Annotated in this window: 12 protein-coding genes and 1 tRNA gene; 10 read left to right on the plus strand and 3 right to left on the minus strand. The window is 61.9% G+C overall.

Translation table 11 applies throughout. The features are described 5' to 3' along the window. The first annotated feature begins 48 nt into the window (after window positions 1-48). Window positions 49-1,041, plus strand: a complete 993-nt coding sequence (locus JIN84_RS01540) for an LLM class flavin-dependent oxidoreductase (RefSeq protein ID WP_200349257.1) — start codon at window positions 49-51, stop codon at window positions 1,039-1,041. On the opposite strand, the gene JIN84_RS01545 is transcribed toward JIN84_RS01540, so the two are convergent. Genes JIN84_RS01545 through JIN84_RS01555 form a run of 3 tightly spaced genes read right to left on the minus strand, consistent with a single transcriptional unit; the run spans window position 1,038 to window position 5,289 of the window. Next, window positions 1,038-2,744, minus strand: a complete 1,707-nt coding sequence (locus JIN84_RS01545; RefSeq protein WP_200349258.1) for an ABC transporter permease — start codon at window positions 2,742-2,744, stop codon at window positions 1,038-1,040. The two genes, JIN84_RS01540 and JIN84_RS01545, sit on opposite strands and share 4 nt — an antisense overlap. Further along, entirely contained in the window at window positions 2,741-4,225 is a 1,485-nt protein-coding gene (locus JIN84_RS01550; RefSeq protein WP_200349259.1) for an ABC transporter substrate-binding protein, read from the minus strand. The genes JIN84_RS01545 and JIN84_RS01550 overlap by 4 nt, the downstream gene beginning before the upstream one ends. After that, complete coding sequence (locus JIN84_RS01555; protein WP_200349260.1) at window positions 4,222-5,289, minus strand: ABC transporter ATP-binding protein; 1,068 nt, start codon at window positions 5,287-5,289, stop codon at window positions 4,222-4,224. The genes JIN84_RS01550 and JIN84_RS01555 overlap by 4 nt, the downstream gene beginning before the upstream one ends. 147 nt (window positions 5,290-5,436) lie before the next feature. Between JIN84_RS01555 and JIN84_RS01560 the strand changes: the two genes are divergently transcribed. The 9 genes from JIN84_RS01560 to JIN84_RS01600 all read left to right on the plus strand — a co-directional run bounded on the left by JIN84_RS01560 (window position 5,437) and on the right by JIN84_RS01600 (window position 24,227). Further along, window positions 5,437-5,518, plus strand: a tRNA-Leu gene (locus JIN84_RS01560). Window positions 5,519-5,875: 357 nt separating this feature from the next. Continuing rightward, entirely contained in the window at window positions 5,876-6,637 is a 762-nt protein-coding gene (locus tag JIN84_RS01565) for a LytR/AlgR family response regulator transcription factor (RefSeq protein ID WP_200349261.1), read from the plus strand. Window positions 6,638-6,804: 167 nt separating this feature from the next. Continuing rightward, window positions 6,805-7,662, plus strand: a complete 858-nt coding sequence (locus JIN84_RS01570; RefSeq protein WP_200349262.1) for a hypothetical protein — start codon at window positions 6,805-6,807, stop codon at window positions 7,660-7,662. Then, entirely contained in the window at window positions 7,659-9,332 is a 1,674-nt protein-coding gene (locus JIN84_RS01575) for a hypothetical protein (RefSeq protein WP_200349263.1), read from the plus strand. Before JIN84_RS01570 ends, JIN84_RS01575 begins: the two co-directional genes overlap by 4 nt. 39 nt (window positions 9,333-9,371) lie before the next feature. Then, a complete protein-coding gene (locus JIN84_RS01580; protein ID WP_200349264.1) occupies window positions 9,372-11,906 on the plus strand; it encodes a tail fiber domain-containing protein in 2,535 nt (844 codons plus the stop codon). Window positions 11,907-11,957: 51 nt separating this feature from the next. Next, on the plus strand, window positions 11,958-20,834 hold the full coding sequence (locus JIN84_RS01585) for a DUF642 domain-containing protein (protein ID WP_200349265.1): 8,877 nt from the start codon (window positions 11,958-11,960) through the stop codon (window positions 20,832-20,834). After that, a complete protein-coding gene (locus tag JIN84_RS01590) occupies window positions 20,834-21,424 on the plus strand; it encodes a hypothetical protein (RefSeq protein WP_200349266.1) in 591 nt (196 codons plus the stop codon). The genes JIN84_RS01585 and JIN84_RS01590 overlap by 1 nt, the downstream gene beginning before the upstream one ends. Beyond that, window positions 21,421-23,211, plus strand: a complete 1,791-nt coding sequence (locus JIN84_RS01595) for a tail fiber domain-containing protein (protein WP_200349267.1) — start codon at window positions 21,421-21,423, stop codon at window positions 23,209-23,211. The genes JIN84_RS01590 and JIN84_RS01595 overlap by 4 nt, the downstream gene beginning before the upstream one ends. Beyond that, on the plus strand, window positions 23,208-24,227 hold the full coding sequence (locus tag JIN84_RS01600) for a hypothetical protein (RefSeq protein WP_200349268.1): 1,020 nt from the start codon (window positions 23,208-23,210) through the stop codon (window positions 24,225-24,227). The genes JIN84_RS01595 and JIN84_RS01600 overlap by 4 nt, the downstream gene beginning before the upstream one ends. Window positions 24,228-24,230: the final 3 nt, after the last annotated feature.

Below are 24,230 nucleotides of genomic sequence, written 5' to 3' on the forward strand. Positions count from 1 at the left end.
CCCCGGAGGTGGATTTGCGTTTCCCCGGGGTAGCGTTAGGTTCCGCGCATGATTCCTTATTCTGTGTTGGATCTCGCGCCGATCATCGAGGGCGGGGATGCGGGCCTCGCCTTCCGAAATACCCTGGACCTCGCCCGCCATGCCGAGAAATGGGGCTACCACCGGTATTGGCTGGCGGAGCACCACAACATCCCCGGTGTCGCCAGTGCGGCGACTTCCGTGGTGATCGGCCATGTGGCGGGCGGCACTTCCAAAATCCGGGTGGGGTCGGGCGGCATCATGTTGCCGAACCATGCTCCTCTCGTCATTGCGGAACAATTCGGCACGCTGGAGGCCCTCTATCCGGGGCGGATCGATCTCGGACTCGGACGCGCTCCGGGTGGTGACCAGGTGACGGCGCGCGCCTTGCGGAGAAATCTCGGCAGCAGCGGAGACACGTTTCCGCAGGATGTGCTGGAGCTCCAGGGGTATTTCCGGCCCACGGTGAAAGGCCAGCCTCTGCAGGCGATCCCGGGTGCCGGACTGGAGGTGCCTCTCTACCTGCTGGGGTCGAGCGATTTCAGCGCACGGCTGGCAGCGGAACTGGGACTGCCGTTCGCCTTCGCTTCCCACTTCGCGCCGGATTACCTGCAAACCGCGCTACAGATTTACCGGAAAAACTACCAACCGTCGGAACGGAACCCGGAACCGCACGCGATGGTCGGCGTGAATGTCTTCGCGGCGGAGACGGACGAGGAAGCCCGCCACCTGTTCACCTCGCTGGAGCAGCAGTTCCTCAACCTGATCCGGGGAAACCCCGGTGCCATCCGCCCGCCGGTCGATGACATGCGGTTGCGCTGGTCCGTGGCCGAGGAACAGCATGTGCGGCGGATGACACACTATTCGTTGGTGGGTTCCGCGGAAACGGTCCGGGGAAAAGCGGAGGACCTGATCCGTGAAACCGGCGCGGATGAAATCATCGCGACCGCGCAGATCCACGACCACGGTGCGAGGTTGAGATCATTTGAAATTTTCTCCGAAGTGATGCGGTCGCTTGGCTAGACCTTGAAGAGTCCTCCGCGCCTGCCTCCCAGCACCGCCGCACCCATGATGGCGAACGAAAGGAAAACCATTGCCCAGACCCCCAGTGCGGCGGCAAGCTCGGTGCCATTTCCCAAGGTGGAAAGCAGGGTGTAGATCGCCTTGGTGATGGGGTAGTGCTGCGCCTGCTGGGCGAGAATGAGGCTGTCGCTCACCTCCAACATGGCGAAGGCGAAGGCGAGGATGGAGCCCGCCGCCAGATTCGCTCCGATGAGCGGAACCGAAATGCGGCGCAGTGTCCGCCAGGGAGTGGCTCCGAGCGATTTGGCCGCTTCTTCCAATGCGGGATTGCCCTGCTGCAGCCCGGCGACGGCGGACCTGACGATGTAAGGCAGCCTGCGGAACGCATAGGCGACGGCGATGAGCAGAAACGGGCTGCCATCGCCTCCGACGAGGAAATGGAACGCCTTTCCATCCTGCGAGAGCGCGAGGTATCCGAATGCCATGACCAGTCCGGGCACGGCGAGAGGCAGCATGACCAGCGCATCCAGCACGTTGCGGAATTTCAAGTCCGACCGGACCACCACCCAGGCCACCGAGAGGCCGATGGCGAGTGCCATGACGGTGGCGGTGCCCGCATACATCAGGCTGTTCCGGATGGATGGAACGACAAGTCCGTCGCCAAGCGCTTCAATGTAATGGCGGGCGGTCAGCTCGTCGGGAATCACCGTGCCGTACCAGCGTCCGGCGAACGAAAGCAGCAGGACACCGAGGTGGGGGATGGTGGCGATGAGGAAAGTCGTGAGGAACAGCAGCGAGCAGGCGGCGGATCTCCAGCCACCAAGCGGAATGGCGTTCGCCCGTCCCTTGGGACGTGGCGCGGTGCCGAGCGGAGACCTGCCGATGACGAGCTTGGAAAGGGCGAACACCCCGGTTGCCACGACCAGCAGGACGGCGGTCAGGGCGTAGGGAACCGGGTTTTTTCCAAGCCCTTTCAAACCATCGAAGATCTGCACCGGAGCGACCCGTGCGAAGTCGAACACCAGCGGCACGCCGAGTTCGGTGAACGCCCAGATGAAGACAATGGACGACCCCGCGAACACGCCGGGCATGGCGAGCGGCAGGGTGACGCGGAAAAAGCGCTTCCACGGCGGGCAGCCGAGGTTCTCCGCCGCCTGCTCCATCGCCGGGTCCAGGTTCGCCAGCGCGGCGGCGATGTTCATGTAGAGAATCGGATAAAGGTGCAGCGCGTTCATCAGGACGATGCCGAGGAAGCGTCCGTTCGCCAGCCAGTCGTAGGGCGCGGCCGCGTCCATCATCCCCAGGTCGATGAGCAGCGCGTTGAACGCTCCGTTCACCCCCAGCATCTGTTTCACGCCCACCGCGCCTACAAAAGGCGGCAGGATCATCGGGGAAAGGACCAGGACACCCAGCGCGCTTTTTCCGAAAAAATCATACCGGTGGCCGATCAGGGCGAGGGGAAGCGCGATGGCAAGGGTGGCGACGGTGCTGGCGATTCCCAACAACAACGCGTTCCACAGGCCTTCCTGATAGATCGGATTGCGGAAAATGGCGGCGAAGAAATCCAAGGTGAAATAGTGGGAGCCGTCCGCCCGGGTCCCCTCGAACGCCTGTTTCACCACCATCCCGGCGGGATAGATGAAGAACACGGCGAACAAGGCGACGACCACCAGGCTGATGAGGATGGCATTTCCGCGTTTCATCGTGTGGTGGCGGTGGAGGATTTCGCCATGGCCTCGGCCCTGCGGTAGTTCGCACGGAACCACTCGCCGAGTTCGGTCGCGTGTTCCGCCGCTTTCAGCGCGTCGGCACCGTCCAGAATGGGGTCGCCCTTGCCCATTCTCGCGTAGTCCGCGCGCGAGACGTCGGAGAAAACCGCGAGGGCGTCGGCAGGCATTCCCGCGTCACGCAGGGCGAGCCATGCGGATTTCATCTCCTCGTGCGAGTCGATGCACATGATCTTCACGAGCTGGCGGAGGGTGTTGAAGGTGGCTCCTGTCAGTTCCTTCCGGTAGGTGAAGTTCGCGGGGTCCTCATACGGCTTCGCCGCCGGCATGGTGGAGGCCGCCAGATTTTCCGGTGTGTAGCTGTCGCGCCGGATGGGCAGGCGGTGGAGCGGATGGTTTTTCGGACCTCCGGGTTGCGACGGCTTGGTGAACCAGAGCCGCTGCGCTTCCGGAGTGAGGAGGAACTCCACGAACTTTTGTGCGATTTCCGGGTGTGGCGCTCCTTTCAACACGGCGACGGGATCGCCGCTCAAGGTCGTGCCGCCGACCGGTGCGATCCAGAGGACGCGAGGCGTTCCGGACGCGGTTCCGAGTTTTTCGGAAAACGAGCGACCGTAGAAGTCGATGCACATGCCGGCGGAGGAGTTTCCTTGTCCCACATCCAGCGGCACCTTCGAGGCGCTGTCGGTGAAATAGCGCGCGTTGGCCGACATGCGTTGGATGAGCCGCAGGCCCGAGTCCCAGCCTTTGGCGATGGCTTCGTTCCGGTCCGTGCCCGGGACGGCGAGCTCCCGCTGCATTTCTCCCTGGACCAGCAGCTCGAAGGTGCGTGCCACGGATCCGCTCTTCGTGGGATCCGCCAAGGCGAGCGTGCCCGCGTAGCGTGGGTCACCAAGGTCGTTCCAAACGGTGGGCGAGGGGACCCGCAGGCGTCGAAGGACGTCGGGATTGTAGCAAATTCCGAACTGCGACATGCCGGTGGCGACCCAGACGTGGTCGGCGGGATAGTATCGTTCGCCCGTGAATGTTTCCGGGATGGGACCGTCGCTGGCGAAATATCCGGGATGGGTTTCGAAAACATCCAGCTTCACGAGGCGTCCCATTTTCGCCTGGCTGGCGAAGTCCGGCTCGCCTCCGCCGAAAAAGACATCCACGCCGATGCCCGGCCGTTTGGTTTCCTCCGCGGCCTTGAATCCCGCGTCCAGCACCATGCGGATCTCCGAGGTGCCGCCCGGCGTGCGCCAGTCGATGTAAAGCGAGCGTCCGGTGGTCTTTTTCCAGTGGGTGGCGAATGCCTCGCCGAATTCCTGGCGGATGGATTGGTTGTGCGGACTGAGAATCACCAGGCTGTCATCCGCTCCGCGCGAGGTGGTGGTGGCGGATTCCCGGCGCAAGGCCATCGGTAGCGCGACGATGAGCGTCAGAAGTCCGAAAATGATTCCCGCCCGTGTTTTCATGGCTTCAGGATCACGACGTCCTCATGCCTGCAGTGAAGGTTGATGACGGCATCCCCCGGAGCGTGGATGGAATGCGGGTTCATCTCCACCACCTGCTGCCGCCCCGCCTCCGTGGAGACCCAGTATTGGATGCGCTGACCGAGATAACTGCGTTCGACGATGTTTCCGGAAACCACATTGTCTCCCTCCTGTGGCCGCAGCCGCCAGGCCTCGGGGCGGATGGAAAGGCAAAGCTCCTCTTCATTCGCGGGCGTCCAACCCGGGTCGCCGACGCGTCCGATGATGGGACCCGCGGCGGTTTTCGCGAGGGTGAAGCCGCCATGGGTTTCGAGGGCGGTGCCGGTGATGAGATTGGTCTCGCCGATGAAGCCCGCCACGTGGGAATTGTGCGGGCTGCGGTAGATTTCCTCCGGTGTCCCGGTCTGGCCGATTTTTCCGTGCGAGAGCACCGCCATGCGGTCCGCCATCGAAAGGGCTTCCTCCTGGTCGTGGGTGACATAGATACCGGTGAGTCCGTTTTCCTTCACGATCCGGCGGATCTCCCTGCGCATCTCCACGCGGAGCCGGGCGTCGAGGTTGGAAAGCGGCTCGTCCAGCAGAAGGCATTTCGGTTTCACCACCAGGGCGCGGGCCAGCGAGACCCGCTGCTGCTCGCCGCCGGACATCTGGTCGATCGAGCGTCCGCCGTAGCCGGGCAGCCGGACCATTTCCAACGCCTCCCCGACGCGGCGTTTGATCTCGGGCTTGGAAATTTTCCGCTCTTCCAGTCCGAACGCGATGTTCTGTCCCACGGTGAGGTGCGGCCACAGCGCGTAGCTTTGGAAAACCATCGCCGCCTCCCGTTTGTGAGGCGGGATGTTCGTGACGTCGCGGTCTCCGAAGAAGATGGACCCGTTGTCGGGCGTTTCCAATCCGGCGATGCAGCGCAGCAGGGTGGTTTTGCCGCAGCCGGACGCACCCAGCAGGAAAAAAAGCTCGCCGGATCCGATCGCGACGCTGATGCCGTCCAGCGCGCGGGTGGTTCCGAACGATTTCACGACTGATTCGGCGCGGATGGATTCCATGATGATTTGATCTCGCTCCATGCTTTCGTTTGGGCCGGATCAATCAAGCCCTAAGCAGTTTGAGTGCGTGGCGAAAAAAAATCCAAGATTCTCTTGCAAACAATCGGGTGGGACCTTAACAAGTGCCCGCCCACCCAACGAGGTAACGCTCGGATGGCGGAATTGGTAGACGCGCTAGACTAAGGATCTAGTAGGGAGACCTGTGGAGGTTCGAGTCCTCTTTCGAGCACTTCTTCGGAAGTTGTTGGGTGGTAATGATTAGGGAGTCTGTAAAGACTCCCTTTTTCGTGTCCGGATGGCGGGCGGCCGCCGGGGGGGATGGCGCCTGCGTTGTTGCGCGGGTAGGGCATTTGAAATGGGTGCCGCCGGCGCTGGAGGCTTCACCTCTCCCGGAAAGCAATTGTTGAGGCATTTTGCATTGCTGCTTGCGTCGTCGGACGCTTTGTCTAACACCTTAAGTGACAACTTCACCGGGCATGACGATGAGACGGATGCCAGACCCTCGTGTGAACGGATGTCCGAGACATGCGTGACAGCATCCTGTCAGACTGCTCCCCCATTCTTTATAAAGCCCATTTAGTCTCCCATGTCAGACAGTCTTTCAATACGGACCCTGGTAGCCATCCGTCAGGAGTTGGTGGGGCAGTGTTTGATCGAACTGCTTTCAGTCCATCCTTCGTTCCTGATTCTCGCGGTGGCGCGCAGTGTTGATGAGATCGGGAAATGCATCGGGGAGCATTGCCCGGAACTTGTGTTTCTGGACCTGGATCTCAGTGAGGTGGTTCCGGAGATGATCCCGCTTTTCGGTCCCGAGGTGAAGATCGTGTTTCTGGCCTCCGATGAGGATTTCGCCCTCCGGGCGTTCCAACTGGGCGCGGTGGACTATCTTCTCAAACCGGTCTCGACCGGCCGGCTCCATCTCACGGCGATGCGGATACTGGCGGGCCGCGAGGCCGGTGCCGGACAGCCACCGCCTGAGGTTCCCTTCGATCCTTCCGCTGACGGGGAACTGCGTTTCCTGTTGCCTTCGGGCCGGGGGAAACAGGCCGAGTGGGTTTCCTGCAGCCGGATCGCATGGATCCAGGCGGAGCAGAACTACAGCCGGGTGCAACTCCACGGCGGGGCCGCGTTTCTCCTGAAACGTACTCTGACAGAGTGGGAGGCGCGGCTGCCGATGGGGGATTTCATCCGGCTCGAGCGGTCCCTGATCATCCAACACAAGCTGCTGCAGGCCATCGAACGGAAATCACGCGATGTCGCGGCCCTGCGTTTTGAAGATATGGAAATGGAGCTCCACGTCGGGCGGGTGGCGGTTTCCCGCCTCAGGGCGGTGATGGGCGGAAGATGAATCGGCTCTAACCGGATTCGTCCCCCGATTTGCCTGTTTCGTCATTTAATAAGGCGCGCTCCGGCAAAGAATGTTGCGCTCCCTCCAAGCTTGATACCAGAAACCTACGGTGTTTTTTAGCCCAATCCAGTAAACCCGATTTTTTCTCTGGAACCTGTTTTATGATCATGCCCTCCGTCCGGAAACTATTCACCACGCGGGTGCTGTGTGCCGCGCTGCTGGCGATGTCCGCCTCACTGGCCCATGCGTTCCCTCCCGCGCCCCATTATACGATCTATGGGATGGTCCGGGACCAGGTGGGCCAGACGGTGACCGCTGAAGGCGCCACGATCATTCTCCTGAAAGACGGTGCCGAGATCGGAAGGACCCTGATTTCCACCGGGCGCATCGATCAGAACTACGAGTTGAACATCCGGATCGACCAGGCGCGGAACGGCACCGCGTTTTATTCGGAGAAAGCCGTGGCCCCCCAAGGGGTGTACAGCCTGGTGGTGGAAATGAACGGCTCGTTGTTCTATCCCATCGAAGTCAGTGGCACCCTCCGTGTGGGCAAGGGCGGCGAGCGGGTGAAACTGGACCTGAATCTCGGTGAGGACTCCGACCGCGACGGCCTTCCGGATGTATGGGAACAATGGCAGCTTTACCAAGCCGGGCATTTTCCCGGTGACGACGGGCAATGGGATCTCGGTCTGATCTCCCGAAACGGGGACTTCGACAAGGACGGGCAGAGCAACTATCTTGAATATCTGGCCGGGACCTTCGCAGGAGATGCGACGGAGACCTTCGCCCTGAGCATCAAGGAAAAGACCTCCGACCGCGTGCGTCTCGAGTTCTTCGGCATCACAGGCAAGGTTTACACCTTGGAAAGCACCTCCGATCTGAAGAACTGGAGCAGGGTGCCGTTCACTGTCGGTGCCGCCACGGAGGCCGATATCGCCCACCGGGCGACCGGCGTGGGTATCGTTTCCGCCTTCACCGCGCTGCGGAACAACAAAGAGGAATTCTACCGCCTGACAGTCCGATGAAATTGATCCGCCTGCTTACCGTCTTCCTGCCCTTGCTGTGCCTCGGCACCGCGCACGCCCAATGGCAGACCACCACCTACACCTTGAAAGGCGGATGGAGTTCGATCTACCTGAGCGGCGATGCGAGATATGACACGCTCGACAACATTTTCCCGGCGGCGGTCACCGAGGTGTGGCGCTGGAATCCGAATCCGACCCAGGTCCAGTTCACGGAATCCTCGCTGATTCCATCCGAGGGCACTTCCGAGTGGACCGTGTGGAGGAGGGGATTTCCCGCGGACAGCAAGCTGACCCAACTGGGCGGCCAGACCGCCTACCTGGTGAAATCAGACGGCTCCGCTTCCACCACCCATACCGTGGCGATCAAGCAGTCGCCCTTCCTGCCCAGCGCCGCCTGGGTGCGCAATGGCGCGAACCTGATGGGCTTTCCCACCTATGGCACCGGTGCGAACTCTCCCTCCATCGCGAGCTATTTCTCGACCTTCCCCGCGGCGGTCGCGGCGAATGCGAAGATTTACAAATATGTCGGCGGAGAGCTTGGACCGGCCAACCCGATCCAGATTTTTTCCAATACTTCCGAAAAACTCGACCGCAAGCAGGCCTACTGGTTCTCGGCGAAAGTGGTGGAGAATTTCTACGCTCCGCTCGAACTCAGCCTGTCGAGTTCCTCCGGTCTCGACTTCGGCCGCTCGGGATCGTCCGTGACCCTCCGCATCAGGAACCGCAGCACCGAGGTGGTCAACGTGACCTTTGCACCGGTCAACAGCGAGGCGAGTCCTGGAGACGAGACGGCGATCGCCGGAGCGGTTCCGCTGACCCGGCGGATCTATGATCCGGGAGCGGTGGCCCTGGTCGATGTGCCGCTGACCGGGGCCATCACCGAGACGATCGCCCCGCAAAGCACGCTCGAGATATTGTTTGGTCTTGATCGCGGATCCATGGATGGCGACCTCGAATCGCTGTTCGCCTCCTTCCTACGCATCACCGACAGCGGAAACCTGATGGATGTGTATCTGCCAGTCAGGGCGCAGCCGGCCTCGCTGGCCGGCCTTTGGATCGGGGATGTCAAGGTGAGTGCCGTCGAAAGCAAGGTTGCCGGAGCGACGGGAAATAGCACGCCGCAGAGCTTTCCGCTAAGGACGCTCATCCACGTGTCCGGAAACGGAACCGCCAGGCTGCTCTCCCAGGTATTCCTCGGGCGGCTGGCCGTCGCTCCCAACGACGAGGGGGTCTGCACGCGTGAGGCGCTCCTGAAACAGGATGAGAAGGCGAAGGCCCGGCGTCTCGTCGCCGCCCACCTGCCGCTCGACAGGGTCATCATCGGCGACGGTGGCGTTGAGATGGGTGGCTCCCTCACTTGCGAGGTGGGCATTCCCTACAACGATCCGACCAACCCTTTCGTGCACCAGTATCATCCGGACCACGACAACAAGGACGCGCGCCAGCGTCCGGTGGGAGCGGGAGTGGAAAGCTACGATATCCTCCGGACCTGCACGTTCACGTTCACTCCCACACCGCCGGCCGGGAGCACCTCGTCCACCGGCTGGGGCAGCAGCGTGATCGGCGGAACCTACACAGAGACCATCACCGGCGTGCACAAGACTCCCGTGGTCGTCTCCGGAACCTTCGAACTCAACCGCGCATCCGAAATCGGAACCCTCAGCGAATAATCCTCCAACCCAAGCCTTTTTTCCAAACCGTTCCCAGCCATGAAAACGCGCCTCTTCACCCTTTCGTCCCTGTTGGGGATCACCGCCGGCCAGATGCACGCACAGACCGTGCCGCCATACATCAACTACCAAGGCAAGTTGACGGACAGCGCCGGTGTCGGCCTGGGAACCGGCACCCCGGTCAACCGCAAGGTCATCTTCCGGATTTTCGACGCGCCCACCGGCGGCAACCGTCTCTGGTCGGAGCAGCACACCGTGACCCTCTCCGGTGGCGAGTTCAGCGTCCTGCTGGGCAACGGCATCGATGCGGTTTACAACAGTGCCACCGAGAATCCCTCGAAGACCAACACGCCGCTCGATACGGTTTTCACCACCGCCGGTGTGGGACGTTATGTAGAGATCGTCGTGGATAACGGAGATACTATTCTCAACACCTCCGACGCGGCGATCGCGCCGCGCCAGCAGATCACCACCACCGCCTACAGCTTCCGCGCCCGTGCCGCGGACATGATCGCCTCCGGCACCGACCTGCAGCTCAACAACAACTCGAACTACGGTCTCGGTTACTATGGCGCGACCCGCCCGTTCAACACCATCGCGGTGGATGGCCCGGTGCTTTTCGGCCTATCGGGCGGAGCACTCGGCTCGGTCAACGGAGCAACGAGGAACATCGCGCTGCGTTGGAACGCCACCGGTGCGGTGGGGATCGGCGGCGAACTCAACGGTGCCGCCGCGACCACCAGGCTGGTTCTCCAGGGAGATGATTCCAACACTGTGCCGGCGCAGCTCAACATCCGCGGCAATTCGGATACGAACAAACGCCTCCTGATCGGCTACAACACCTCCAGCAACTACAGTTCCCTGCAATCCTACGCGGGGGCCTCCTCGGCCAGCAATCTTGTGCTCAATTCCGGAGGCGGAAATGTCGGAATCGGTACCATTAGTCCGGGAAGCAGGCTGACCGTGGTCGGCAACACTGAGATCCAGGGAGGCATCTCGGCAACCGGCGCGAACGGAGCAGGCTACACCTTCAACGGTGGCGGCGATGGTGATGGCGGTCTGTTTTCCCCGGAAGATGGAACCATCACGATTCGCACGAATTCGACAGAGAAAGTCCGGGTCACTTGGGACGGCAATATGGGTGTCGGCACCTCCAATCCCACCTCCCGTCTCCAGGTCAACGGTGGAATCACGGCCACCTACGGCTCCGTCAACCATGTCCAGGGCATCCACCTTGAATGGAACAAGAACGGAGCGGGAGAGTCGTGGATACTCAATCAAAAGGGGCTTGGCACCGGTGGCATTGCCTTCGGCGAGGTCAGCAGCGCAAACGCGGTGACCGAGAGAATGAGGATCGCCGCCAATGGAAACGTGGGCATCGGCTCCAACAACCCGGGTTCCAGGCTCACCATCCAGGCCGACAATCCGAGAATGGTGATTCAAGCGGAAGCCAATACGAACAAACAGCTCGGGATCGGATTCAACCCGACCGACAACTATGGATATATCGAGGCTGTGGAGCAGAATGTCGCGTGGAGGAACCTTGTCTTGTGCGGGTCGGGAGGCAACGTGGGAATCGGGACCACCAATCCGAACCATCGGCTTACGGTGTCGGGAAATGTTTCGGCGACGGGCTACACTTTCTCCGCGAACGACGTTGACGGCGGCATTTATTCGCCTGCCGACGGGACGATGACCTTTTGGACGGACAACGTCGAGAAGATGCGGATCATGCCAAATGGCAACGTGGGCATCGGAACGACAAATCCGCTTGCCGGGCTGGAGATCAACAGGAAGCCGTATGTCACGATCACCCGCCTGGGCCGCATCGCGAACGGTGGCTACAACGATGACGATCAAACGTCAGCTTGGGAAACTTCCATCAGGGCTTCCGGGGCCATCGCTGGTGAGTATTTCGTGGTCCAATCGGACGAACGGATTAAAAAGATCCAAGGTGTTTCAAACGGAGCCGAGGATCTCCGCACGCTCCAGGGCATCCATATCACGAACTACACGATGAGGGAACTGCCGGAAGGTCGTGCGAACCCCGTGCAAAAAAAGGTGGTCGCGCAGCAGGTGGAGGCAGTCTATCCGCCAGCGGTCAAGAAAGGCATGGGAACGATCCCCGACATCCTGGAAATGGCGAAATGCGAGGATGGCTGGATCGACATGAAGACGGACCTGAAAAAAGGAGAGAAGGTCAGGCTCGTCACCGCCGAGAAGGATGCCGTGCATGAAGTCCTCGAGGTTTCGGCGGGAGGTCGGAAATTCCGTGCCGACGTCGACTCGAAAAACGGCGAAGTTCTCGTTTACGGCCGTGAGGTGAAGGATTTCCGCACCGTGGACTACGATGCGCTCTCGATGCTCAACATCTCGGCGACGCAGCAGATCAAGAAGGAAAAGGACAAGGAGATCCAGGACTTGAAGGCGGAGAACGATGGCTTGCGCGCGCGTCTCGCCGCGCTCGAAACGAAAGACCAGGAGCGGGATGCGCGCCTCTCGGCCATCGAGAGCTCCCTCGGCTCGGGTGAAGGCAAGCTCCGCACCGTCTCGCACGAGACCGGTGCCGAGTGAATCCGTGGCTGATCCTGTCTTCCTGTTTCATTCCTCCACTCAACTCACGCAATGAACCGAACCTGCAGTGTTCTATCCTTCCTCGGCTCGCTGATGCTCGCAGCGGCTGCCATGGGGCAGTACGAGCTGAAATCGGGTAATTTCAACAGCATGTTCGTGCCGCAGACCGCAAGCGGTACGGCGGCGACGCCCTCCGGTCCGCCCAATGTCACGAATCCTCCTCCCACCTCCTCGCAGTTCTCCTCCATGGGGCAGGTGGCGGGTGGAGGCGGACCTCTTTCCGACTCATCGACCCTGACATCACGTTATCCGTCGAACACGGCGAAGAATCTGGTGCTGCGTCAGGTGACGATCGGCGGCGTGTTCGCCTCGGGGGTCCCGCGGTTCTCCCTCGGCGACGTGATCACCCCTCCGCTCGCCCAGGCCGACGGCATCACCACCGCCGGTTCCTCCTATTGGCGCGTGCAGCCGGTCCAGCCCGGAGAAATTTTCCAAATCGGTGGTGTGGCGACCACCGTGTTTCCCGTTTCCAATGTGACGGTTGCGAACGCGTCCATCAACACCACCAGCGTGACCGTCAGCGGCACGCTGCCGGCCAGCCTGGTCGTCGGTGCCACCATTCTCGGCCAGCCGATCACTTCGATCGAAGGCAACAACGTCACTTTGGCGGGCAATTCCAACGCAACGATCAACAGCGCGACATCGGTCCAGATCATGCCCGCGAACACGTACTATTACAGTCCGCACGCGGAAAAGGTCTTCGCCTCACAAGCGGGCAGGGTGACCATCACCTGGGTGACGAGAGTGCCCGATGCGAACAACAATTACCTCATCCGGACCGAGGATTTCGCAGTTTCCTCCAACACCACGCTGCCGGTGCGCAGGATTTATTGGACCGAAGGCGGCTTCGACGGGCCCAAGGTGCAGATCACGGACAGCCGCATCACCACGGTGAATCCCGCGTATTACGGCACGGTGCCGAAGGCGGTTGCGAAGGAGATCCAGATTCCCGGCAACAATCCGCTCACGCCGAATCTGACCACGCTCTCGTTCGACAAGTTCAGCGGGATCGGCCAGCTCCATGCCTACAACGTCGAAGGCCGGATCTTCATCGAATATCTCGGCAATGTCCGCCTCGGTGGCAATATCCACGAGTTCATCGGTTCCGATGTGGTGGAGATCGTCCGCGTGCCGGAGGTCCATTACAACACGGTGCACCTCGGCAAGGAGATCGGGCCCCACGAACCATCCGTCTCGATCGCTCCGCCTCCGGGCGCCGGCACGGCGGCGGAGGCCTCCGCCATGGTGACGAACGGCAAGGTCACCGGCCTCAACCTGATCAACGGTGGCAGCGGCTATGGAAGCACCGCCCCGATCGTGACATTCGCCACGCCGGACAAGGGCATGGCGGCCACCGCCACGGCGACGGTGGTGAATGGAACGGTCACCGGGCTCACCCTGGTCAACAGCGGTAGCGGCTACCCGGCCCTGACGCCCGCTCCGGTCCTGAGCAGCCTGCAGAATGGATCGAGCTACTATGGGACGACCGTCCGGCCCGATTCTACGGTCGGTTATTTCGCCGAACGTACGACGAGTGGCGAGAACACCCCGGACGATGGCACGCCGGCCTCCCTGGACGCTTACAACCGGGTGGTTTTCTACTGGCTTGAGGCGGGTGCCTACGGGATCCAGTGGCCGAAATTTCAGGACCGCTACTGGCTCCGTTGGTCGCCGAATCTCCGGGACTATGCCCATTACACCGTTGATTCCTCCCTCGGTAACGCCAGCACCGGGGTGCCGTTCTCCGACGGCTCGCTGCCATCCATCATCTATCAGGATGATCCGGCCCAGAGCGAGGCGTCGATCGATCTCTCGACACAGCGGTTGTTCGTCAATTTCGCCGCCGATTCCGACCAACGGAACCGCTCGTTGCTGAAATTCATCGGCAGTTCGAATGTCTGGTATGTGAATCTCTACAGCCAGGGAGAAGCCCGCTCGTTGGATCTTGATTCCACAATGATCGCTGAAAATGGCGCCATCACGGTGACGGTCGGCAGCACGGCGGGATTGGAAGTGGGAATGGTCGTCACCGGTGCCGGGATTCCGGGCCACGGGGTGATCACGCGCATCATTGACGGGACCCGCTACGTCATGGTTCCCGTGGGAGCGGGCGTGCCCGTGGTGGAAGGACAAATCAGCAATCCGAGTTTCGAGGCGAATGCGGCACCCGCAGGCCCGGGGTATGTCAGTGCCGCCAACAGCATCACCGGATGGACGAAAGCCGGCAGGGTTGGCCTGAACACCGCTGCCGGTCCGTTCGCCGACAACGGAACGATCCCCCAGGGATCGAATGTCGCCTTCATCCAGCGTGAAACCGGTACCGACAACCTGTCCACCACCATCACAGGACTGATCGCGGGGCGGAGCTATCAGGTTTCGTTCGGTGTCAATGCCCGCAGCGGCAACACGCCCACCATGAGGGTGAAGGCTGACGGAAAGACCTTGTTGTCGGAGGTGGTCTCCTCGGGCGGCTACCAGGTGAAAAAGGTTGTTTTCACCGCGACAGGAGCCACCGCCGTTTTGTTGATCGAGAATGCGACTGTCTCCGGCGACCATTCGCTGTTGTTGGATAATTTCACCCTCCGGAACTTCGCCACCCTGGTTCACACCGTTGAAAGCGACGTCGGTTCGCCGATCAAAACCGTTGCGACCGTGGGCGACCGCCTGGTTGCTCCCGACGGGCATGAGAACGCGGGCTACATCTCTTACGGGACAGGCTATTTCCCTCAAGGCTATGTCAATCCCTTCGTCGCCGGCATCCAAGCGGCCAACAAAGGGGCGATCATCCCGGTGAACGTCATTCCTGCCGACCACCAGCAGCTTACCGTCCGCTGGTTCAAGAAGATCGCGCGTCCCTCGACGGAATTTCCGGATCTCTACGTGCCCGGCAAAATCGGCAGATACACCGTCAGCTATCCCGCCACCACCTCTCCCGAGATCGTGATCGCGCAGGGCGTCGGCACCGACGATCTTTCCGCCGCGCAGGATGCGGGATACGTCTATTACCAGAACGATCCCTCGAAGCCCGGTTACAATCCGAACGAGGAACACGCCTTTTCGATATCACCGCGTGCGTATGCCCTGCGGGACGACCTCAATATCACCAGCGGGGAGAATTACACCTCCGAGCCCTTCCTGCTTCTCGCTTACCAGAATCCCGTCGACGCCCGTCCGGCGATGAAGGCCTACAAGGTGAGGCGGTCGAACGCCACTTATGACTTCGACTACACCGCCACCGCGGGGACCTTGCTGGTGAAACCTTATCCGCTGCCGCTGATGCCGGCGCCGATGGTGGGTACCGGCGCGAACCGGACCAGCAAGGATCTTGAAATCATCGGTGCGGATGCTCCGGCGAACGGAACCGTTTCAACCCTGCCCGCCTACAAGGGATTCACGTTCAAGGATCGCAAGGGATTCACATGGATCCATCGCGGGCCCCATACCGCGGAAGCGTCTCCGACGTTGAGGATGAAGCTGTATTACCCCAGCCGCGAAGGATTTTTCATCCCTTATTCCGGTGAACCCGAGGTAGGGACCCTGATGCCGTTCCTGCGCAGGCCGGAACGGAGCGGACAGGAGTTCAGTTTGAAAGAAATCGATTCCAATGCCGACGGATCTCCCGGTGGGATCGACGAACCTCTGACGATCACCTATCGTCCCGCATGGCCGGCGGATGCTCCGGAACTCCGGGTGGCGGAAACCCTGACCTTGCCGAAGTTCGGCCTGCCGCAGGTGCGCGGGCAGGCGAGCACGGAGATCTTCTATCAGCAGTCCATCGCGAACGCGGCCACCGCGTCCGCGATGTCGAAGCACAGCGTCGTGCTTCATGACCCGACGCGCGAGAAGGTCGCCACCCTTGCCTCCAGTGGCGTGACGCTTGCCGCGGTGCCGTCCCTGCTCAAGACCACCAGCTATCAGGGGAGGACTTATTTCCAAGGACTGCCCGCCCATCTGCAGCAGCGCTTTTACTACGATCCCAACCGAGGGACCAAAGGCACCCTGGTTCTGGCCGGAGCGTTCCATGACGAGCCCGCGGGCGAGGATTATCTGGATCTGAACACCCTCGCCGCCAAGGAGGTGGAGATCATCAAGGCCCTGCTGCCAACGGGCACCACCGGCAAGTCCGATTGGGACTCCGCCATTGACGCCCTGAAGACCCAGGTGGACATCCACGTGCCGGACCCGTCCCGCGCGGGCAGTTATGTGGTCGGAAACTCCATCACTTACCGGACCCAGGAAATTCCCTACACCGAGAATCCGAACATTCCGGTCGACAGCTACGCCCTGACCGCGTCGGGCAAGGGTTCCGGCTATGTCACGATGGTCTTCGGCAATGGCGGCAACCCCGACCAGCAGCCGCAGGAGGATCCGGTCCAGGTGAAGGTCATCAAGGTCGCCAAGCAGCTTTATGTGGGGGACCTGAAGGTCATCCAGTCCGGCAATCCGCTCGACGAGCAGGTCACCCTGCGCCAGAGCGGCGACTTCGCCTCACGCCCCGAGGACTACGAGTTCGAGTGGCGCTGGACGACAGGAGCGGCGAGCGCGCCGGCCGTCTACTCGACCGTCATGACCAAGCGTGTGGGTGATGCGTCGAACGCCTCCAACAAGTGGCTGGTGGTGCGCGATCCCGGTGCCTTGAGACCGACCGCCGACCAATACACCGCTGCCGGAAGCTCCCTGCCATTCCCGCGCGGCGAGAATGTCCATCCTGTTTCCTACGTTCTCGATGCCCAGAACCGTCCGACGTCCGAGGTGATCGCATCGTCCAGTTACACCGATGCCGAGGCGGCCGCGGGCTATCCGGCTCTCGTGGTGAAATCCAGCGTGGGAGTGGATTTCAGCAGCGGCGTCCCCGGTGACATCGTGTTCAGCGCGGCTCTGGGCAGCTACGACGGTCTGGTCCTGTATGTGAACCAGCGTCCGGTGCTCGCGCACAACGCTGCGACAACCGGCCTTGCTCTCACCAACGCGAGCGCGGGTCTCACCCAGAACGGACTCTCCAAACAGTTCAGCATCGCGCCGAGCTATTTCACGGCGGGACCCAACGCGATCGAGGTGGCGGTTTACACCACCGCCGATCCGAACACGGTCACGTCGCTGGACTTCATGCTCGAGGCTTCTCAGGAAACCGACGCGGTCGTGACCGGAGACGTGTGGCAGACGCCGCTCGATCCCACCGGAATCAACACCAACATCGCGATGGTCGGCAGTTCGAGCGAGCTGCCGTTCGGCGGGCCGCAGTTCGTTCTCAACGACCGGTGGTTCACCATGCGCTACCGTCCGAAGGTTTCCAGTGGCAACGTCCTCACCGATGGCTTGAGCCAGAGCCAGGTGAAATGGTCGCGCTGGATGCCTCCGCAGTTCGTGGAAGGATGGATCAAGCGCGTGCTCGCCGCGATCAATCCGTTCGAACAGCGCGTCAAGGACCTGTATAACAACGCGACCAACACCGATGTGAGCGTGCTCACCCAGGCCGGCACGCGTTGGGAAGGGGATGTGGCGCTCACGATGTCGAACATCAATGACGTCGGACTCATCGCGATCTACGAAACGGTGCTCAATCGTGGAAAGGACATGAGCATCAACGCGAATACCAACGATCCCGACACCAACAACGCGCTGACGCTCGCCGCGGGTTATTTGAACGATCTCTACACCATTCTCGGCAACGAGGCCTATGCGGATGCCGCGAACCCGACCATTTCCCTGGACGACCAAACCTCGGTGAACGAGGTGAACACCAGCCGCTTCTCGTTCGAGGGGCAGGTGGCGAGTTCCCTGGAAGAGGAGCTCGCGATGCTTCGCGGGCGGGATGATTTCCTCAGTCCGGGTGTGAGCACCGCACCCGCCTACAACCGCCTTTATTGGAACTATACCCGCGGCATCAACAGCGGCGAGGTGATCTATGCGGTGAATTACAACGTGAAGGAGAAGGTCGGCGGCAGCACGGCGGATGGCGTGATCGACGAGTCGGACGCCCAGCGCATGTTCCCCCAGGGCCATGGCGACGCCTATGGACACTACCTGACCGCGCTCACCGGTTATTATCGCCTGCTCACCAACAGCAACTTCACGTGGACGCCGCGTGCCGAGGCCGTGACCGTGCTCGGCCAGCCGGTGACGGTGGACTACATGGATGAACGGAAGTTCGCCGCCGCGGCATCGAATATCGCGCGCACCGCCCAGCAGATCTGCGCGCTTGTCTTCCGCCAGAGCTACAAGGACGACCCATCGGCGGGCTGGAGTTCCTACCGCGATTCCAGAGGGAGCAACCCGCAGACCGGCATCACCAGCCGCCAGGGACTTGACGAGTGGGTCAGCCGCAGCACCCAGGGAGCGTATCTCAACTGGGCCGTGGCGAACGCGATGGTGCCGGACCATGACATCAGCCATTCGGGCGTGCAGAAAATCGACCGCACCACGGTGCCCGAGATTTCCCAGCTCGTCGCCACGGCCACCAGTTTCCAAACCACGATCGACAATGCGAACTCCGGAATCAATCCGCTGGGCCTGACTTCGGGAACCATCGCCTTCGATCTTTCTCCTTCGGAAATGAAGGCCGGGAACTCCCAGTTCGAGCAGGTGTATTCCCGCTCGTTGAACGCCCTCGTGAACGCGAGCGGCGCCTTCAACCAGGCCAGCCGCATGACCCGTTCGCTGCGCAACCAGCAGAACCAGATCGACGACTACAACACGGCGATCGTCCAGCAGGAACGCGCCTACGTGAACCAGTTGATCGATATCTTCGGCCGCCCTTACTCGGGAGATGTGGGAGCCGGGAAAACCTACGCGCAAGGCTACGTCGGTCCCGATACCGAGCGGTGGTTTGTCTTGAACCGTCCTTCGGATCTGGTGGACACCACCAAGCCCGTGACCGTTACCATGCGTGTTCCCACCCAGGTGAGGGGCTTCACCGGTGACACGATCGCCGATGTGGTGGGAAGCTACAATTCGGTTGATACAAAGGAGGCTGCCGTGACGATCAATCCGAACCGTTTCGCGCAGTTCGCCGAGGTCATGGGAATCGGAGGGACTCGGCCGCAGACGGGTTCCCTGCAGGAAGCGCTGCTGGATTCCTATCTTTCGCAAATGGCGCTGCTCAAGGCGGCCAACGAGTTGAAGGTGAAACAGGCCAATTTCACCCGTCAGGCGTGGGCGTTCAGCGAGATCGTCAGCAACCACCGCATCCAGTTCGATAAAACGAAGGAGACCGCCATCGCGGTGAAATCCCTGCAGACGGCCTCCATGATCATGACGCGCGCGCAGTCCTTCCTCACGATCACCTCCGACACCACCTACCAGATTTCCGAGGCGGCCGCGGAGTCGCTGCCGAAGTCCGTCGGTCTCGCCACCGATGCCACCGCTCCTGTCCGTGGCAGCATCAAGCTCGCCACCTCCACGGTGATGAACGGGATGGCTTACGCGAAATATGGACTCATGGCGGGAGCCATCGCCAGCGAGGCTTCGGCGGATGTTCTCTCCGGTTTGCTGAAGGACACGTTGCAGGAGATGAATCTGGACCTGGAGGAAAAGCAGCTTGCTTATGAAATGGAGGCTTCCTACCGCGACCTTCTCAGCCAGCACTTCGAGTTCGCAGAACTTGTGGCCAACCAGCAGCGCGCCGACCAGAAAGCCGTCAACCTGCGTGCCGAAGGCGACCGCATCCTCGCCGAGCGCGAGGTCTTCCGCCAGCGCGCCGCCGCGGTGATCCAGGGATACCGCACCAGGGATCTCGGATTCCGGATCTTCCGCAATGAGGCGCTGGAGCAATACCGCTCGTTGTTCGATCTCGCGAGCCGCTACAGCTATCTCGCGGCCAAGAGCTACGATTATGAAACCGGCCTCCTCGGCACGGCGAGAGGTCAGGAAGTCTTCGACAAGATCATCGCCTCGCGCTCGCTGGGTGATCTTACCGGCGGCGTGCCTCAATCCACCGTCAGCACGCTCGGCGATGCGGGGCTCGCGGGAACGATGGCCCAGCTCAAGGCGGATTTCTCGGTGGCGGAGGGCCGCCTCGGAATCAACAACCCGGATGAATACGGCACCGTCTTCTCGCTCCGGAAAGAGTTGTTCCGCCTGCTGGACGATCCATCGATCACCAGTGATGAAAACGCGTGGCAGCAGACGCTCGAGCGGCATATCGTGGCGAACGTCCTCGGCGACTCGGATGTGGCGGCTTACTGCCGCATCGCCAGGAAGCCCGATGGCACGGCGATACCCGGCATCGTCATTCCATTCAGCACGACCATCCAGGATGGGAAGAACTTCTTCGGACTCAGCCTGGCGGGTGGTGACCACGCCTACACTCCGAGCAATTTCGCCACCAAGATCTACAACGTGGGCGTCGCGCTTCCCGGCTACGTGGGCATGGATACCTACGCGACCGGCAATGTCGTGAGCGGCACACCCGCCAACGGGGGAGCCAATTCCCTCAGCGCCACGCCGTATGCCTATCTCATTCCGTGTGGCAGCGACTACATGCTCGCCCCGCCGCTCGGAGACAACAACATCCTGCGGGCGTGGCAGGTGAAGGATCAGGCGCTGCCGTTGCCCTACAACCTCGGAGCAAACGACTTCAACAGCACGAAGTTCTTCAACGCCAACGGCACTCTCAGCGAACAGCCCTGGATACTCCGCAAGCACCAGGCCTTCCGGATGGTGCCCGATGCGAGCGCCTTCTACAGCTCCGTGCCGGCCGAGTTCACCAACAGCCGTCTCATCGGCCGCAGTGTCTGGAACAGCAAATGGAAGCTTGTGATCCCTGCCAACACGCTTTCCAACAACGAACAGGACGGTCTGAGCCGGTTCGCCGCCAGCGTGAAGGATATCCAGCTCTTCCTGCGCACCTATTCGAATTCCGGGAACTGATGAAAGCCGCGCTTTCCATCTCCGCCGTGGTTTGCGTGACTGCGGCGGCTGTGTTTCTATGGCGGGCCGGGGAATCCGCTCCTCCCGTATCGCGCTCTCCTGTGCCGGCCCCGTCCCGGGGACCCGCGCCGACTTCGGTGAACGCCGATCCCGCCGATGTGTTCCAGCGGGCGTTCTGGAAGCGTCCCACCGGGGAGGACCGCATCGAGGCGGCAGAACGGCGCGAGTGGGCGGATGCGGATGGGGTGAACCGGTGGCAGTGGTTCATCAAGCTCAAGCCTTCAGCCGCGCTCGTGAAACATCTCCGCGAGGACAATGCGTTCGATCTCCGCCCCAGTGGTGAGATTCCGGTCTCGGACGGGGCTCCATCGTGGTTTTCTTTCAAACGCGGCGAGGTCGAAGTTCTGGAAGCACCGCGCGGGCACATGCGGCTCGTTTTCAGCAAAGATGGCAAGGTGCTTCTGGCGACCGATTCGGGCGGCGGATTCCAACAAGGGGTTTCACACACACCGCAGTCCGCACCCGCACCCGTGCCGGACACCGTCCAAGGCCGTCTGCCCGTTACCTCACCTCCCAAGCCCAATCCATGATTTCCTTTCGAGCGATCCTCTGCCAGTGCGCGATTTCCCTGAGCCTGCTCGCCGCCCATGGCCAGGCCGAATCCCCGCGTGTCCTGAATCACCAGGGGCGGATCGCTGTCGCGGGCGCGAACTTCCAGGGAACCGGCCGGTTCAAATTCGCGCTGGTGAACAGCCAGGGAACGCAGAGTTTCTGGAGCAACGACGGCTCCAGCAACGGAGGAGGCGAACCAACCACCTTCGTTTCACTCGATGTCACCCGCGGCCTCTACTCGGTGCTGCTGGGGGATGCCGCGATCACGAACATGACTCCGGTCCCGGCGGAGGTTTTTCAGAACGCGGACGTCCGCCTGCGCGTCTGGTTCAACGATGGGGTGAACGGTTTCCAACACATCGCCCCCGACCATCGCCTTGCCGCCGCGCCCTACGCGATGATGGCTGAAAAAGCGTTGGAAGTGGACTCTGGTGCGATCGTGGGTGCCCCATCCCGGCAGGTGCTGGCCTGGGGATCCAATGAACATGGACAGACCAGCCTGCCGCCGCTGGCTGGAGTGGCTGCCATTTCCGCACGCGGAGGCCATACCCTGGTGTTGCTGGATGGCGGCACGGTTCTTACCCGTGGCGACGGTCCAGCGGTACCTGCGGGCCTCGATTCGGTGACCGCCATCGCCGCAGGCGGGAATCACAATCTCGCCCGCAGGAGCAATGGCAGCGTCGTGGCCTGGGGGGACAACAGTCTGGGGCAGTCCGCGGTTCCCGCCGGAATCACGACCGCCACGGCGGTGGCGGCGGGTGAGGACCACAGTCTCGCCTTGCTGGCGAACGGAACGGTGAGGGCCTGGGGCGACAATAGTTTCGGACAGACGGACCTGCCGGCGGGCTTGGCGGATGTCATCGCCATCGCCGCCGGCGGCTACCACAGCCTGGCGTTGAAAAGAAATGGAACGGTGGTCGTCTGGGGACGCAGCACCGCGGGGCAGCTCGATGTCCCCGCGGATCTTGCGGACGTCGTCGCGATCGGTGCCGGTGATTTCCACAGTCTCGCCGTCCGGAGGGACGGAACCGTGGTTGCCTGGGGTTGGAACAATGGCCAGCAACTGGCGGTGCCGCCCGGTCTCTCCGGAGTCATTGCGGTTGCCGGCGGCTACTCCTTCAGCGCGGCATTGAAAAGTGATGGAACGTTCGTGGCCTGGGGCACCCGCGGCCCGGGCCTGCTGGATGTGCCGGTTGACGCCAGCCGTCTGACGGCCATCGCCGCCGGAGAAGATCATCTGGTGGCCCTGCGTGCGGATTCCCTTCCCGTGCGTGTCGCCCGCCTTGATGAAAGCAATGTCGGAAAGATTGGAATCGGACGCGCTCCGGTTCTCAACCCCCTCGAAGTCGAGGGAAACGCCAGCAAGACGAGCGCGGGCGGATGGCTCGCCAACTCGGACCGCCGCATCAAGACGGACATCCGCACGGTCACAGGCGCTCTTGAAACCTTGGATCTGGTCCGGCTCGTGGATTTCCGCTACACGGATGACTACCTCGCCCTGCATCCCTCGCTGGGCGACGGCCGCTTCCTGAATGTCATCGCCCAGGAGTTCGCCGCCGTGTTTCCCGATCATGTCCGGGGGGGTGGGGAAAAATTGTCGGACGGCTCGGAGATCCTGCAGGTGGACACCTATCCGCTGACCATCTATTCCGCCGCCGCCATCCAGGAACTCCATCGCGAGAACGAGGTCCTGAAAAAACGGGTGGCGGATCAGGAAGCCCGCCTGAGGAAACTGGAAGCCGCGATCGGAGAAGGTGACCGATGACATTCCCGCGCAAGGCATTGCTCATGCTTCTGATGCGGGGCTCCGCCATCGGTGGGGCCAGCGTCAGCTACACGCTCGAACCGTTGGCGGTGGACCAAGGCGGCCGGTCCGCCTCCGGTGGGGATTACAGCGCAAGCTTCTCCGCATCCCCGGGAAACGCCGGAAGATCTTCCCACTATGAATCCCGTAGCGGATACGCCGGACAGTTGCAGGATCCCGCCGGACTGCCGGCGGTGACCTTCATTCCTCCCGCCAGTTTGGCGGCGGATGGCGGGCCGAAGAATTTCAACGTCACCAGCAGTGCGGACAGCGGATTCACCTTCAGTTACAAGGGGAGGGGAGGCACCTCCTACGGTCCGGTTTCAGGCGCGCCTTCCATGGCCGGTCTCTACACCGTCACCGCGACTCCCACGAGTTCGTGGTATGCCGGAAGCGCCTCCTTTGATTTCGTGATCACCGGACCGCTTCCTGCCGCGGACACGCTGACCAAGCCGGCGAATCACGCGTCGATCCTGATCTCCGTGTCGGAGCTTCTCGCGAATGACGCCCGGGTCCTCGCCAATGGCACGATCACCTCCGCCGGCCTGGCCGTGACCGCCGTTGCGCCGGGAGCGGGGAATGCCGTCTACCGGGGAACCGGGGCGGACGCGGGCTGGATCCTCTTCGTCCCTTCGACCGCATCGAGCGACACCTTCACCTACACGGTGAGCGATGGTCTGTCCTCCGCCGCCGTCACGGTTACGGTCAACGTCTCCGGATTCCAGCCCACCTTCCATCTGAACATGCTGAGGCGCGGACCGGCGGTCTTCGACGGCAGCCGCACCACCGGCAGCTTTGATTTCGCCGGGGTGCCCGGGCAGAACTATCAGATCGAGTATTCCACTGATCTTGCGGAATGGCTTTCCGCCGGGACCGTCTCCACCGGGCCGACCGGCTCGTTCACCGTCTTCCTGAACCGCCCCGGCAACTTTGCCGCGGCATGGAACAGCAGCTTGTTCTTCCGCGCGCGGCGTTGAACG

The organism is Luteolibacter yonseiensis, from assembly GCF_016595465.1.
GTDB classification, from domain to species: domain Bacteria; phylum Verrucomicrobiota; class Verrucomicrobiia; order Verrucomicrobiales; family Akkermansiaceae; genus Luteolibacter; species Luteolibacter yonseiensis.